This is a genomic window from Achromobacter aegrifaciens (genome assembly GCF_902859735.1).
Taxonomy (GTDB): domain Bacteria; phylum Pseudomonadota; class Gammaproteobacteria; order Burkholderiales; family Burkholderiaceae_B; genus Achromobacter; species Achromobacter aegrifaciens.
Window position 1 is genome coordinate 21,206 of record NZ_CADIJY010000002.1, and the last position, 13,480, is coordinate 34,685.

Annotated in this window: 13 protein-coding genes; 10 read left to right on the forward strand and 3 right to left on the reverse strand. The window is 64.8% G+C overall.

Annotation, left to right across the window (positions count from 1 at the left end; translation table 11 throughout):
* Both flhA and flhF read left to right on the forward strand, forming a co-directional pair.
* Window positions 1–2,121 carry a flagellar biosynthesis protein FlhA gene (gene flhA / locus HV766_RS06080; RefSeq protein WP_119452092.1) on the forward strand — a complete coding sequence of 707 codons (2,121 nt, stop codon included), beginning with the start codon at window positions 1–3 and terminating at the stop codon, window positions 2,119–2,121.
* Entirely contained in the window at window positions 2,118–4,925 is a 2,808-nt protein-coding gene (gene flhF / locus HV766_RS06085) for a flagellar biosynthesis GTPase FlhF (protein WP_175180785.1), read from the forward strand. The genes flhA and flhF overlap by 4 nt, the downstream gene beginning before the upstream one ends.
* Before the next feature lie 107 nt (window positions 4,926–5,032).
* Here the strand turns inward: flhF and HV766_RS06090 are convergent, their stop codons facing one another.
* From HV766_RS06090 to flgA, 3 genes are all read right to left on the reverse strand, one after another.
* A complete protein-coding gene (locus tag HV766_RS06090; RefSeq protein WP_054456868.1) occupies window positions 5,033–5,512 on the reverse strand; it encodes a flagella synthesis protein FlgN in 480 nt (159 codons plus the stop codon).
* A gap of 31 nt (window positions 5,513–5,543) precedes the next feature.
* Window positions 5,544–5,837: a flagellar biosynthesis anti-sigma factor FlgM gene (gene flgM, locus HV766_RS06095; RefSeq protein ID WP_054456667.1), complete on the reverse strand. Its 294-nt coding sequence runs from the start codon at window positions 5,835–5,837 to the stop codon at window positions 5,544–5,546.
* 129 nt (window positions 5,838–5,966) lie between these two features.
* Window positions 5,967–6,680: a flagellar basal body P-ring formation chaperone FlgA gene (gene flgA / locus HV766_RS06100; RefSeq protein WP_125473406.1), complete on the reverse strand. Its 714-nt coding sequence runs from the start codon at window positions 6,678–6,680 to the stop codon at window positions 5,967–5,969.
* A gap of 177 nt (window positions 6,681–6,857) precedes the next feature.
* On the opposite strand from flgA, the gene flgB reads away from it, so the two are divergent.
* The 8 genes from flgB (at window position 6,858) to HV766_RS06140 (ending at window position 13,479) form a co-directional block, all read left to right on the forward strand.
* Entirely contained in the window at window positions 6,858–7,265 is a 408-nt protein-coding gene (gene flgB / locus HV766_RS06105; protein WP_054456668.1) for a flagellar basal body rod protein FlgB, read from the forward strand.
* Window positions 7,266–7,288: 23 nt separating this feature from the next.
* Window positions 7,289–7,708 carry a flagellar basal body rod protein FlgC gene (gene flgC, locus HV766_RS06110; RefSeq protein ID WP_054456669.1) on the forward strand — a complete coding sequence of 140 codons (420 nt, stop codon included), beginning with the start codon at window positions 7,289–7,291 and terminating at the stop codon, window positions 7,706–7,708.
* A gap of 20 nt (window positions 7,709–7,728) precedes the next feature.
* Window positions 7,729–8,427 (forward strand): flagellar hook capping FlgD N-terminal domain-containing protein, encoded by a 699-nt coding sequence (locus tag HV766_RS06115; protein WP_054456670.1) that lies wholly within the window; start codon window positions 7,729–7,731, stop codon window positions 8,425–8,427.
* A gap of 71 nt (window positions 8,428–8,498) precedes the next feature.
* The gene (locus HV766_RS06120) at window positions 8,499–9,998 is read left to right on the forward strand and encodes a flagellar hook-basal body complex protein (RefSeq protein ID WP_175180786.1); all 1,500 of its coding nucleotides are present in this window, start codon (window positions 8,499–8,501) and stop codon (window positions 9,996–9,998) included.
* Window positions 9,999–10,035: 37 nt separating this feature from the next.
* Entirely contained in the window at window positions 10,036–10,800 is a 765-nt protein-coding gene (locus HV766_RS06125; protein ID WP_054456672.1) for a flagellar basal body rod protein FlgF, read from the forward strand.
* Window positions 10,801–10,865: 65 nt separating this feature from the next.
* Window positions 10,866–11,651, forward strand: a complete 786-nt coding sequence (gene flgG, locus HV766_RS06130; protein WP_054456673.1) for a flagellar basal-body rod protein FlgG — start codon at window positions 10,866–10,868, stop codon at window positions 11,649–11,651.
* Window positions 11,651–12,340 (forward strand): flagellar basal body L-ring protein FlgH, encoded by a 690-nt coding sequence (locus tag HV766_RS06135; protein WP_175180787.1) that lies wholly within the window; start codon window positions 11,651–11,653, stop codon window positions 12,338–12,340. Before flgG ends, HV766_RS06135 begins: the two co-directional genes overlap by 1 nt.
* Before the next feature lie 2 nt (window positions 12,341–12,342).
* Window positions 12,343–13,479: a flagellar basal body P-ring protein FlgI gene (locus HV766_RS06140; protein WP_119452088.1), complete on the forward strand. Its 1,137-nt coding sequence runs from the start codon at window positions 12,343–12,345 to the stop codon at window positions 13,477–13,479.
* Window position 13,480 lies beyond the last annotated feature (1 nt).

Consider the following 13,480-nt stretch of genomic DNA (forward strand, 5'->3'; position numbering starts at 1 on the left):
ATGAGCGCTTTGCTCACCATGTTGAAAAGTAACGGGGCCACGCATGCGCGGCTGCTGGCAGGGCCCATCCTGATCGTGATGGTGCTGGGCATGATGGTTTTGCCCCTGCCCACGTTCCTGCTCGACCTGCTGTTCACCTTCAACATCGCGTTGTCCGTGATGATCCTGCTGGTGGCCATGTTTACGCGCAAGCCGCTGGATTTCGCGGCATTTCCGGCCGTGCTGCTGTTCGCCACGCTGCTGCGCCTGTCGTTGAACGTCGCTTCCACCCGCGTGGTGCTGCTCCATGGCCACACCGGGCCCGACGCCGCGGGCAAGGTCATCGAGGCCTTCGGCCACTTCCTGGTCGGCGGCAACTTCGCCGTGGGGATCATCGTCTTCGTGATCCTGACCATCATCAACTTCATCGTCATCACCAAGGGCGCGGGCCGTATCGCCGAAGTGGGCGCGCGCTTCACCCTGGACGCGATGCCGGGCAAGCAGATGGCGATCGACGCGGACCTGAACGCGGGCCTGATCGGCGAAGACGAGGCGCGCAAGCGCCGCGCGGAAGTCTCCCAGGAATCCGACTTCTTCGGCTCGATGGACGGCGCCAGCAAGTTTGTGCGCGGCGACGCCATCGCCGGCCTACTGATCATGGCGATCAACATCATCGGCGGCTTGATCGTGGGCGTCGCCCAGCATGACATGTCGATGGGTGATTCGGCACGCGTTTACACGCTGCTGACCATCGGCGACGGCCTGGTGGCCCAGATCCCGGCGCTGGTGATCTCGACCGCGGCGGGCGTGGTGGTGTCGCGGGTATCCACCGACCAGGACATCGGCCAGCAGATTCTCAGCCAGCTGTTCTCCAACCCCAGCGTGCTGTTCCTGACCGCCGGTATCGTCGGCATCATGGGCCTGATCCCCAATATGCCGCACGTTGCATTCCTGACCCTGGCCGGCGCGCTGGCCTGGGGCGGCTGGATGCTGTACAAGCGACAAACCGCGGCAGCGGCCGCGGCGGCCGAGGTGCCGCCACAGGCGATTACGCAGGCGCAGGCCGCGGCGGCCGAGGCCAGTTGGGACGACGTGTCCATGGTGGACCAGCTAGGCCTTGAGGTCGGCTACCGCCTGATCCCGCTGGTGGACCACGCCCAGAATGGTGAACTGCTGCACCGCATTCGCAGCCTGCGCAAGAAATTCGCGCAGGACGTAGGCTTTTTGCCCCCGGTCGTGCATATCCGCGACAACCTGGAGCTCAAGCCCAACGATTACCGCATCCTGCTGTCCGGCGTGGAGGTCGGTCACGGCGTCGCCATGCCTGGCCAGTGGCTGGCCATCGACCCGGGCGGCGTGACTGTGCAGATCAAGGGCACGCCCACGACCGATCCCGCCTTCGGCTTGCCGGCGCTGTGGATCGACGGCAGTTTGCGCGATCAGGCGCAGGTGGCGGGCTATACGGTGGTCGATGCAGGTACCGTGGTCGCTACCCATCTGAATCACCTGATGCATCGTCACGGTTCCAATCTGCTGGGCCGCCAGGAAGTGCAGCAATTGTTGGACCGCATTGGACGCGATGCGCCCAAGCTGGTCGAAGATCTGGTGCCCAAGACCCTGTCGCTCACGGCATTGCAGAAGGTATTGCAGGGCCTGCTGTCGGAAGAGGTGCCGATCCGCGATATGCGCACCATCATCGACACCTTGTCCGAGCACGGTCCGCGCCTGGCGGCGCTGGCCGCGGGTACGGGCAGCCAGCCCGACATCAACGAACTGATCGCGCTGACGCGCCGTTCGCTGGGCCGCGCCATCACCCAGCAATGGTTCCCTGGAGAGGGCGAGCTGCGGGTGATTGGCCTGGACGTGAAGCTTGAGCGTGTGCTTTCGCAGGCGATGACGACCAGCGGCGGCCTGGAACCCGGGCTGGCAGATACCTTGCTGCGCGAAGCGCAGGCTGCGGTCGAACGCCAGGAATCGCAGGGCAACGCGCCGGTGCTGCTGGTGTCTCCGGTCTTGCGTGCGCCTTTGTCGCGCTTCCTGCGGCACCATCTGCCGCAGCTGGGCGTGTTGTCGAATACGGAAATACCCGATGAGCGCATGGTGCGTGTGACCGCGCTGATCGGCGGAGGTAATGGGGCATGAAGATAAGCCGATTTTTTGGGGCGAATAGCCGCGATGTGATGCGCCAGGTCCGGCAGGTGCTGGGCCCGGACGCGCTGATCGTGTCGAACCGCAGCGTCGATGGCGGTGTGGAGGTGCTGGCCACCGTCGAAGGCGCTTTTGACGATGCCGGCCATGAGGCCGAGCCGCGCCAGGACGCCGCGCCCGTCCGGCCGCCCGAAGCGCCGCCGCCTGCGGGCATGCGCTTCGATCTGCCTGAGCAGGCAGGGCGCGCGTCCACGCCTGTGATGCCGCCGGGCGGATATGCGGCGCCGTCGCGTTCGATCGCCGCATACCAGACCGCTTACGCTTCTTCGACACAGCCTGAAGATGAGACGCCCCAGGTTGCTCCGATAGCGCCCCAGCCGGTGGCGCCCGTGCGGGTTGAATTGCCATCGCTGCCGCCGTTGCGCCAGGTCCCCACAGATCAGTCCGCTGCATCCGCTGCCGCGCCTGGCGCTCCTGCAGCCGCATCCGCATATGCTGCCGCGCCGGCAGGGTTGGTCCCGGCGGCGCCTGTAGCCTATGCGGGCCAGCCGGCAAGCGCGGCTCCAGCGCCTGCGGCCTATACGCCGTCCACGCCCCAACCGGCACCCGCGCCTGCCATGGCCCGCATGCCGGACGCGCCGTTGCGTCAGCCGCCGGTTTTGCCGCCTGCGGCGATGCCGGCCGACGCCGCAGCCGGACTGCAGGACGCCATCAGCGCGCTGCGCGGCGCTTTGGAAAGCCGCATGGATGGCCTGCTCTGGGGCGGCCGCCAAGGGCCAGGTCGGGAACCCGCGGGCGCGGCTCTGTTCCGCAGCCTGCTGGATGCGGGGTTCAGCACCAAGCTGGTGCGCACGCTGGTGGAGCGCCTGCCGGAAGGAATGACGCCGGAAGCGGCGCTGAGCTGGGCCCGCAACGAACTGGTGACCCACCTGCCCGTGCTGCGTTCCGAGGATGAGTTCCTGGCTGGCGGCGTATATGCCCTGGTCGGTCCGACCGGTGTGGGCAAGACGACCACGCTGGCCAAGCTGGCCGCACGCTGCGTGGCGCGCGAGGGCCGCGAGCAGGTCGCGATGCTGACCACCGACAATTTCCGGATCGGCGCGCTGGAACAGCTGCAGATCTACGGACGCCTGATGGGCGTGCCCGCCCACTCCGTGCGCGACGCGGGCGAGTTGCGCCGCATCCTGGCCGAATTGGGCAGCCGCAAGATCGTGCTGATCGATACCACCGGCATCAGCCAGCGCGATCGCCAGGTGGCGGAACAGGCAGCCATGCTGTGCAATGCGGGCAAACCCGTGCGCCGGCTACTGGTGCTCAACGCGGCCAGTCAAGGCGACACGCTGGATGAAGTGGCGCATGCGTATCGCAATGGCGTGGGCGAGGATGTCGCCGGTTGCATCATTACCAAGCTGGACGAAGCTACGCGCCTGGGCGCGGCGCTGGATACGGCCATCCGTCATCGCTTGCCCATCCATTACATGTCGGTCGGGCAGAAAGTGCCGGAACACATGGAGCTGGCCCGCGCCGACGTGCTGATCGACCGCGCCTTCTCGATGGTCGAGCGCGCCCGCGCGCTGTACACCCCTAGCGAGGCAGACCTCGCTACGCTGGTGTCCGCGTCGCGGGAGCCGGAAAGCGTGGATCCAGCTCGCAAGCGGCAGTTGTTGGCGTCCGCCATCCTGCGTCCACAAGGCGGCGCGGGGTCCATCGAGGCCGCGCAGAACCTGGACGACGCGATCACCTGGCTGGAAAGCGATCCCGCCTGCGTGCAGGCTCGCGCATCCTGGCGCGGCTATGTCGGCGACAGTTCGGGCGCGGGCGTAGCCGCCTTGGGCGATGACCCCTTGGCGATGGTGCGTCGAGAGTTTTCCGCGGTTTGCGGACGGCACCTGCTTGCCATGCACGGCAAAACCGCCATGAAGGGGGAGGGCCTCCCGGGCGGGGCCTTGCTGGGCACGCTGCTGATGAGTGATCGGGGCACGGCTTTGGCGGCACCGGCGCAGCAATTGGTGCTGCCGCACGGCCTGTTGTCCTCCTTTGCGCCAGCGGCGCCGGCGCAGCCGGACGCGGCCCTGGCGCTACAGGCGCGAGTGGCCTGGCTGGCCGAGAAACTGGCGCGCGTCCCGGTCGTACACATGCTGGAAACCGGTACTTCCGCCTTGTGGCCAGCTTTGAACGAGCAGGGCGTTGCCTGGGTTGCGCGCAGCGCTGGCGGGCAGCGCGTCATCCAGGATGACTGCCCGACCAATCTGAATGCCGTGGGCAAGAGCGTGGGCTATCTGCCCGTCGGCCAACCTGGCGACATGCCGGGGCTGCACAGCGTCCAGGGCAGCAAGCGCGTGCCCCTGGCGTTGTGGGCCTCAGGTACGGAAGTGATCGTGCCGGGCCGCAACGGTGGCGAGCCCGTCCGGCTGGTCTGCGCCCGGCTGATCGACACGGTCAGTGGTGAGGTGGCCGGACAGTTGTTCGGCATGACCAATCTGCCCGCGTCCCAAGCGGATGCCGCCACCGTGGCGCGCTGGCTGGTGCTGCAGGATGAGGCCAAGGCGGGGTTCCGCTATATGGCGAATGCGTGGCAGGCTTTGCCGGCGGTGGACGGCGCTCATGCCTTGGCGCGCCAATCGCTAATGGCCGGCCAGATGGGCGCGGCATGCTGGCAGCTGGCGCATACGCCGGCAGCGGAAGTGCTGCGCGGCCCCCTGTCGGGCATCATGGGAACGGATCGCAAGCTGTCCGGGCGCATGTTGCCGGTGGCTTTGCTGAAGATGTATGCGATGTTGGAAATGACGGCGGGGTGACGACGGCCGTTGTTGCAGTGGCTTTGCGCAAATATGTGATGGGTTGCGCTCGATAGCGAGGTGGGATCTTGCGCGCGAACTGGCGCGCTTTACCCATCCAGCCAGGTTCAACCAGCCACGATGGGCTTGCGGCCCGGGCCGCTGCGTGCGCCACGCCCGCGGGCGTCGTAAGTGGACACGGTGCCACCCGCCGCGCCCAAGCCGCGCAGGGCGTCCAGCGACTGCTGCGTGTAGCGCAGATGCACGTCGATGAGCGCGCCGTTGCGCAGGTTGATTTCGTTGGCGGATGCCGATTTGCTGAGCAAAGCCTGCCAGACGCCGGACAGTTGCGGGTGCAGAACAGCCGCCTGCTCGGTGCCGGTGTGCCCGGCGGGCAGGCCAATTTCCGCGAGCAGGGAGTCCCGGACCTGGCTCAGGTCCACAAGCTTGCGGGCGACGTCGCCCTTGCGCTCGGTGATTTCCTGCAGTGTGCCGACGCTTCCCAAGCCCACCAGCACCTCGGTCTCTTCTTCCAGAATGGCGGAGAACTCGGTGATCAGGGCATCTTCCTGGCGCATGCAGGATTGCAGGGATTCGACGGTGCTCATGGTCATGCTGTTGGACTCGGGAGATTCGGGGTTACTTCAGCAAATCGCGGGCGCTGGCAATCAGACTGTCCGCGATGCGGCCGGTGTCGATCTTCAACTGACCCGATGCGATTGCCGCACGGATGGCGGCGACGCGTTCAACGTTGATGTCATTGGAGCCGTCCTGCAGCGCCAACAGTTTGCGCGACGCCGAGCTCAGCGCCACCTGCGAGCTGCTGGAGCCGCTGGCGCTACTGGCGCCATAGGCCTGGGCAACCGCCGAGTCGGCGCGGGGCGCGACGGCGTCAGCCGATAGGGGGCGGTTGGTGGTCGAATTGATCTTCAAGATTTTCTCCGCAGGGCGTCCTGGGTCGGTTGTGCGACGGTTTCGCCTACTTATGCCTCAGTAACGGCAGGGCCGGACGGAACTTTAGGGGCAGGCGGCGTGTTGGTGCAATGCGACATGTAACAACAATTACAGTTGTATTTCCACCAGGCCGGCGTTGCGCACCACGCCGCTGACCACTTGGCCGCCTGCGGTGCGGACCTGCACGGTTGCGCCAGGTGCGGCGTTGTCGAGCGCCTGGCCTTCGCTGCTGACGACGAAGCCCTTCCCGCGCGCGTTGATGCGGACGTTGGCGCCGCGCACCACCGATTGTGCGTTGCGCAATCCGGAACCCCGCACCGCTTGCCCCGCATTGATCCGGTGCACGGCCGACATGCCCACCACGGTTTGCGGATCTGTAATCGCGCCAGGGGGCAGGGAGACCAAATCGCCGTCTCTTGGAGCGAGGTCGTCCGGCGTCAGGGCCTGCCCCGCAGCAATCATGCGGGCGGCGACGTAGTAGTGGCCCGGCACGCTCACCGTCGCCTGGACATACGCCGTCCAGGGCTTGGGCGCGTTGCAGCGCACCCCGACCGTCATGCGTGAACGCAGTTTCATACCCGAGGGCATAAACGGGGACATGGCGTCGCAAGGCGCCAGGCGTTCCGCGCGCGGCGGGTCTATCGCGATCGAGGGCTGCCCTGGAAGGCCGGCCAGTTGATCCAGCAGATAGGTTTGTGCGGCAAGAGCGATCGCCTCGGGTGCCTGGACGGCGGCTTCCTGCCCCTGCGCGGCGGCCAGGGGCAGCAGCAGGGCTGCCAGGCAGCCTGCGCGCGCGCGGAGTCGGAGTGCGGATATTTTCATGATGGAGGAATTGTAGAAGTCCGCGGCATTCGGCAATACGTGAATTGGATGAGAAATGACGGGTTATTTGGCTGATTGTGTTGAGCCCCCGGCCCCTATGATGCCGTCATCCAATGGGATAACGGTCTGTCCGGCGTCCCTGGCTTTATCTGAATTGCAACGCACCAAGGCGCCCCGATGCTAGACAGGCTTAATGAAGATTTTCGGTTCTTCCAGCAGTCCCTGGGACTGCGCGCGCAGCGCCAGGAAGTGCTGTCGTCGAACATCGCCAATGCCGATACGCCCAACTACAAGGCGCGCGATTTCGACTTCAAGACGGCCATGGCCAACGCCATGGAAGGCACGAAACGCCTGCCCGACACCGCGCTCACGCTGACTGCCGCTCGCCATATTCCGGCCAAGGCCGTATCGCAAGGTCCGACGGAACTCCTGTACCGCCTGCCGTACCAGCCGAGCATGGATGGCAACACGGTGGACATGGACATCGAACGCGTGCAGTTCGCGGATAACACGCTGCATTACCAAAGCACGATGCAGATGCTGTCTGGCCGTATCCGGACCATGATGGCCGCAATTCAGGAATGATTCTTTAAAGGGAGCGGCAGGCAATGTCCTTGTTGAGCATTTTCGATATCGCCGGTTCGGCGCTCAGCGCGCAATCGCAGCGCATGAACGTGGCGGCCAGCAACATGGCCAACGCCGACAGCGTGGTTGGCCCCGACGGCAAACCCTACCGCGCCCGTCAGGTCGTGTTCCAGGTGAATCCCCCGGCCGGCCAGGCGCTGGGCCAGGAAATCGGCGGCGTGCGCGTGGCTGGCGTGGTCGAAGACCAGTCACCCTTGAAGCAGGTCTATGACCCGCAGCACCCCATGGCCGACGCGCAGGGTTACGTCAGCATGCCCAATGTCGACCCGGTGGCCGAAACCGTGAACATGATCGCAGCCTCGCGCTCTTACCAGGCAAACGTGGAAGTGCTCAACACCGCCAAGGCCCTGATGCAGAAGACCCTGACCATCGGCCAGTCCTAATTTCCGGAACCAGTTAATCCATGACCACTATCGACCAATCGACGAGCAAGACCGGCTTGGGCCTGGCTCAAACGGGCGCCAATAGCAGCAGCACGGCGCAAGGCCTGCAGGACCAGTTCCTGAAACTGCTGGTCACGCAGCTGCAGAACCAGGATCCCCTGAACCCGATGCAGAATGCCGAGCTGACCTCCCAGCTGGCGCAGATCTCCACGGTGGAAGGCATCACCAACCTGAAGAACACCATGCTCGCCATCAGCGGCCAGATCGACGTGTCGCAGTCGATGAATGCCGTGGCCATGATAGGCAAGGGCGTGCTGATTCCCGGCTCCAAGATCAAGTCTGGCGTGGATGCGGCAAATCCCGAGGCCCGCGTCGTCACGCCTTACGGTCTGGACCTGCAGGGCGATGCCCAGAAAGTGCAGATCCGCATTTCCGACGCCAATGGCGCGGTCGTGCGCACGATCGAAACGACAGACCAGAAGCCCGGCGTGTACACGCTGTCCTGGGATGGCAAGAACGATAACGGCATTGTGTTGGAACCGGGCGCGTACACCGTGTCCGTCCTGGCTACGGATGCCGATGGCAAGAAGGTGAATGCGGAAGTCCTGAGCTACGGCCAGGTCAAGAGCGTGGCGTACTCCACTGAAGGCCTGAGGCTGGATCTGGGCCTGGAAGGCCAGACCAGCATGCTGGACGTGCGCAAGGTGATCGGCGCCTGAAGCGGGCGCAATGTATCGGTGCCGGCGCAAGGGCGGCGGCTTCCCCTAGTTAAAGATTAGCGAGAACAAACATGGGTTTCGGACAAGGATTGAGCGGCTTGAACGCCGCAGCGCAGAACCTGGACGTCATCGGCAACAACATCGCCAACTCCGGCACGGTCGGCTTCAAGTCCGCCACCGCGTCGTTCGCCGACGTTTACGCCAGTTCGCGCGTCGGCCTGGGCGTGAAGGTTGCGGCCATCAACCAGCGCTTTACCGTGGGTACGGTGAACGGCGGCGGCGGCGAATACGACATCGCCATTGACGGCGCCAAGGGCATGTTCCGCGTAACCGACCAGAGCGGTGCGGTGATGTACACCCGCAACGGCGAATTCCTGGTCGACAAGAACAATTTCATCATCAACGCACAGGGCTATCGTCTGACGGGTTATCCGCCGGGCTCCGTGGGTGCGAATCCGGTGGAATTGCAGTTGCCTACTGCCAACGTGGCACCGAAGGCGACTTCCACTGGCACCACCGTGGCCAACCTGGATGCCAACGCGAAAGTCATCTACGAAACGGATACGCAAACCAAGGCACCCGTCCTTGGAAGGGTCACGTTGGGCACGGCGCCTGGCACTGTGTACACCTTCAGCCGAGATGCCACGGGTACCGCCAAACTGGAGGATACTGAGCCCGCCGGTGGTGGGCTGCCCGCCGCGGGCTCCACCTTCACCGTCGGTACGGAAACGGTAACCGTGGGCGCGGGCGGAGTTATTACGAGCGGTGATCTGTCGAAGATGGGGGCGTTCACGGAGTACACGGCGGCTGTCGTCGAAACTGGCAAGCCGTTCGACCCGAAGCTGTCCAACACCTATACCAACGCCTCGCCGATGACGGTGTTCGACTCGCTGGGCAATTCCCATCAGGTCATGCAGTACTTCGTGAAGCGCCCCGCAGCTACTGCGGATACCAGCACGTACGACGTTTACTACACGATCGACGGGCAGGCCATGGCGCCGACCACCGAAGCGGGCGGAGTCTGGGGCAACCCGCAGAAGTTCACCTTTAACAAGGCCGGCGTGATGACCAGCGCACCTGTCGTCAACCTGTCCTTCGCCAACCCGGGCGGCGGCACCACGCCCGCAGATCCGATCAACATTGCGATGAACTACGCCGGCACCACACAGTTCGGCAGCGCCTACAAGCTGGTAGCCAAGCCGGACGGATATGCTTCCGGCGAGTTCAGCGGCATCAACATCAGTGGTGACGGCAGCATAGTGGCGAGCTACACCAACGGCGAGACTCAGGTCGTCGGCACCATCGTGCTGGCTGACTTCTCCAACCTGCAGGGGCTGCAGCCCGTGGGCAACAACGCCTGGACGGAAACCTCCGCCTCCGGCCAGCCCATCCTGGGCCAGCCCGGCACCAACGGCCTCTCCAAGGTCGTGGGCCAGGCCACGGAGTCGTCCAACGTCGACATGAGCAAGGAACTGGTCAACATGATCATCGCCCAGCGCACGTACCAGGCCAATTCGCAGACCATCAAGACCCAGGACGAAATCATGCAAGTCCTGATGAATCTGAAGTAAGCCGGGCAGGCACGAGACGACACCGACGGAATAGGCAATGGACCGTATCATCTACACCGCCATGAATGGCGCGGCGCGCATCACCGAGCATCAGGCCGCGCTTTCCAACAACATGGCCAACGTGAACACGGCGGGTTTCCGCGAGCAGATCGCGCTGTACCGCTCCGTGCCGGTCACGGATGGGACGAGTCTGCCCACGCGTGTTTCGACGGTGGCGTCCACGCCGCGCAACAGCTTCCAGATGGGCAATATGCAGACCACGGGCCGGGACCTGGACGTGGCGCTGTCCAGCGAGCGTGGCTGGATCGCCGTGCAGACGCCGCAGGGCGAGGCGTACACCCGCGCCGGCAGCCTGCAGGTCGGCATCAATGGCTTGTTGCAGACCTCGTTGGGCCAACCCGTGTTGTCGGACCAGGGCGGCCCCATCGACGTGCCCGACCAGGCCGCGCTGACCATCACCGCGGACGGCACCATTACCGCCATCGGCGCAGGCGACGCGCCGAACAACATCCTGAACCTGGGCCGGATCAAACTGGCCAGCCCGCAGAACGAGCAGCTGGTGCACGGCGACGATGGCGTCTTCCGCATGGCGCCCGTCAATGGCCAACCCGCGCCTCCGGTGCCTGCCGACCCCAGCCTGCGGCTGTTGTCGGGCGTGCTGGAAGGCAGCAACACCAATCCGATGGCGGCGATGGTCGGCATGATCGCCAACGCCCGCCGCTTCGAGCAGCAGATGCAGGTGATCCAGCAGTCGGACCGCAACGCCGAGCGCGCCAACGGCATCCTGTCGGTAAGCGCGTGATACGGCGACTGAACTAGAAACATTTTTTGCGCGCGGCAGGGCCGCGGCACCAGGAGTACTTCATCATGATGCGTTCGTTGTGGATCGCCAAGACGGGTCTGGAAGGTCAGCAGACTTCCATGGACGTGATTTCGAACAACTTGGCCAACGTTTCGACCAATGGCTTCAAGCGTGGTCGCGCCGTGTTCCAGGACCTGATGTACCAGACGCTGCGTCAGCCTGGCGCCCAAGTCGGCGACGCTACCCAGCTGCCGTCGGGCCTGCAACTGGGTACCGGTGCGCGCGTGGCCGCGACCGAGCGCATCCACACCGCCGGCAATCTGAACAACACCGGCAGCGAGATGGATATCGCCATCAATGGCCGTGGTTTCCTGCAGGTCGAACTGCCTGACGGCACCCAGGCCTACACCCGCGACGGCGCACTGCAACGCGACCAGAACGGCCAGTTGACGACCGTCAGCGGCTACGTGATCCAGCCGCCGATGAACATCCCCGACAATGCGCTGTCGATCTCCATCGGCAACGACGGCATCGTTTCGGTGACGCAGCCCGGCGCCGCTGGCATCAACGTGCAGATCGGCCAGCTGCAGATCGCCACGTTCATCAACCCCACCGGCTTGCAGAGCGTCGGCGAGAACCTGTACCTGGAGACCGACGCTTCGGGACCCGCCAACCTGTTGCAGCCTGGCGTGGACGGCGCCGGTTCGATCATGCAGAAGTACGTTGAAACCTCCAACGTCAACGTCGCTGAAGAGCTGGTCAACATGATCACCACCCAGCGCGCCTACGAAATGAACAGCAAGGCCGTCAAGACCTCGGACGAAATGCTGGCCCGCCTGACCCAACTGTGATGTCCATGTCTGTCCTGCGCCTGGTATCGAGTGCGGCCCTGGCTATGCTGGTGGCCGGTTGCGCCATGATCCCGCCCGAGCCCATCGTGACCGGGCCGACGACGGCGGCGCCGCCGCCGCCGCCCACGCCCATGGCGCAGCCCACGGGCTCGATCTATCAGCCGACGACCTACGGCAACTATCCCTTGTTCGAGGACCGCCGGCCGCGCAACGTGGGCGATATCGTCACCATCGTCCTGAACGAAAAGACCAACGCTTCCAAGAACGTCGCCACCAACACCAACCGCAGCGGCAGCGCTTCCCTGGGCATCGCCGCCGCGCCGTCCTTCATGGATAGTTGGGCCAATGCCAACCTGAACACCGACGCCAAGGGCGGCAATGTGTCGCAGGGCAAGGGCGACAGCACGGCGAACAATGCCTTTACCGGCACCATCACGACCACGGTGGTGGGGGTGATGTCCAACGGCAACCTGCAGGTCGCGGGCGAAAAGCAGATCGCCATCAACCGGGGCAGCGAATTTGTGCGCTTCTCCGGCGTAGTCGATCCGCGCTCCATTACCGGCACCAACACCGTGTCGTCCACGCAGGTGGCCGACGCCCGCATCGAGTACCGCAGCAAAGGCGTCATGGACGAAGTCCAGACCATGGGCTGGCTGCAACGCTTCTTCCTGATCGCTTCGCCGTTCTGAACATGAAACAACCGAATCCGATATCCGCCTTGGTGTCCTTGTTGGCGCGCGTCTGCATTTCGGTCGGGCTGATGGCCGGCGCGGGTGCGGCGCACGCCGAACGGCTCAAGGACCTGGCGTCGATCCAGGGCGTGCGGGGCAACCAGCTGATCGGCTATGGCCTGGTCGTGGGTCTGGATGGCAGCGGCGACCAGGTGCGGCAGACGCCGTTCACGCAGCAAAGTCTGACCAATATGTTGTCGCAGCTCGGTATCACCGTTCCGCCCGGCAGCAATATGCAATTGAAGAACGTGGCCGCGGTCATGGTCACGACCACGCTGCCGGCTTTCGCCCGTCCGGGCCAGACGTTGGACGTGGTGGTTTCGTCCATGGGCAACGCAAAGAGCCTGCGCGGAGGCACATTGCTGATGACCCCGCTCAAGGGGGCCGATAGCCAGGTCTACGCGATCGCCCAGGGCAACATCCTGGTGGGCGGCGCGGGCGCCTCCGCCGGTGGCTCCAGCGTGCAGATCAACCAGTTGAATGGCGGGCGCATCAGCGCGGGCGCCATCGTAGAGCGCGGCGTGCCCACCACGTTCGCGCGTGACGGCTACGTTTATGTGGAACTGAACAATACCGATTTCGGCACGGCGCAGAATGTGGCCATGGCGTTGAACCGCAAGTTCGGCCAAGGCACCGCCACTGCGCTGGACGGACGCGTGGTGCAGGTGCGCACACCGATGGATCAGGCTTCGCAGGCGCGCTTCCTGTCGCAGCTCGAAGACTTGCAGGTGGCGCGCGCGCCCACGGTGGCCAAGGTCATCATCAATGCGCGCACGGGTTCGGTCGTCATGAACCGCACCGTCATGATCGAAGAAGCCGCCGTGGCCCACGGCAATCTGTCGGTCATCATCAATCGCCAGAACCAGGTATCGCAGCCTGACACGCCTTTCACCGAAGGGCAGACGGTGGTGGTACCCAATACGCAGATCGAGGTGCGTCAGGAGAACGGTTCCCTGCAACGCGTGAGCACCAGCGCCAATCTGGCGGATGTGGTCAAGGGCTTGAATGCCCTGGGCGCCACGCCGCAGGACCTGCTGGCGATTCTGCAGGCCATGAAGACCGCCGGCGCCTTGCGCGCCGAACTGGAAATCATCTGAC

What these genes read in the sequence shown, in the direction of transcription:
- HV766_RS06120 (WP_175180786.1), top strand. Translation starts at nt 8,499, where the DNA reads ATGGGTTTCGGACAAGGATTGAGCGGCTTGAACGCCGCAGCGCAGAAC.
- flgA (WP_125473406.1), bottom strand. Translation starts at nt 6,680, where the DNA reads ATGAAAATATCCGCACTCCGACTCCGCGCGCGCGCAGGCTGCCTGGCA.
- flgB (WP_054456668.1), top strand. Translation starts at nt 6,858, where the DNA reads ATGCTAGACAGGCTTAATGAAGATTTTCGGTTCTTCCAGCAGTCCCTG.
- HV766_RS06140 (WP_119452088.1), top strand. Translation starts at nt 12,343, where the DNA reads ATGAAACAACCGAATCCGATATCCGCCTTGGTGTCCTTGTTGGCGCGC.
- HV766_RS06115 (WP_054456670.1), top strand. Translation starts at nt 7,729, where the DNA reads ATGACCACTATCGACCAATCGACGAGCAAGACCGGCTTGGGCCTGGCT.
- flhF (WP_175180785.1), top strand. Translation starts at nt 2,118, where the DNA reads ATGAAGATAAGCCGATTTTTTGGGGCGAATAGCCGCGATGTGATGCGC.
- HV766_RS06125 (WP_054456672.1), top strand. Translation starts at nt 10,036, where the DNA reads ATGGACCGTATCATCTACACCGCCATGAATGGCGCGGCGCGCATCACC.
- HV766_RS06135 (WP_175180787.1), top strand. Translation starts at nt 11,651, where the DNA reads ATGTCCATGTCTGTCCTGCGCCTGGTATCGAGTGCGGCCCTGGCTATG.
- flgG (WP_054456673.1), top strand. Translation starts at nt 10,866, where the DNA reads ATGATGCGTTCGTTGTGGATCGCCAAGACGGGTCTGGAAGGTCAGCAG.
- flhA (WP_119452092.1), top strand. Translation starts at nt 1, where the DNA reads ATGAGCGCTTTGCTCACCATGTTGAAAAGTAACGGGGCCACGCATGCG.
- HV766_RS06090 (WP_054456868.1), bottom strand. Translation starts at nt 5,512, where the DNA reads ATGAGCACCGTCGAATCCCTGCAATCCTGCATGCGCCAGGAAGATGCC.
- flgC (WP_054456669.1), top strand. Translation starts at nt 7,289, where the DNA reads ATGTCCTTGTTGAGCATTTTCGATATCGCCGGTTCGGCGCTCAGCGCG.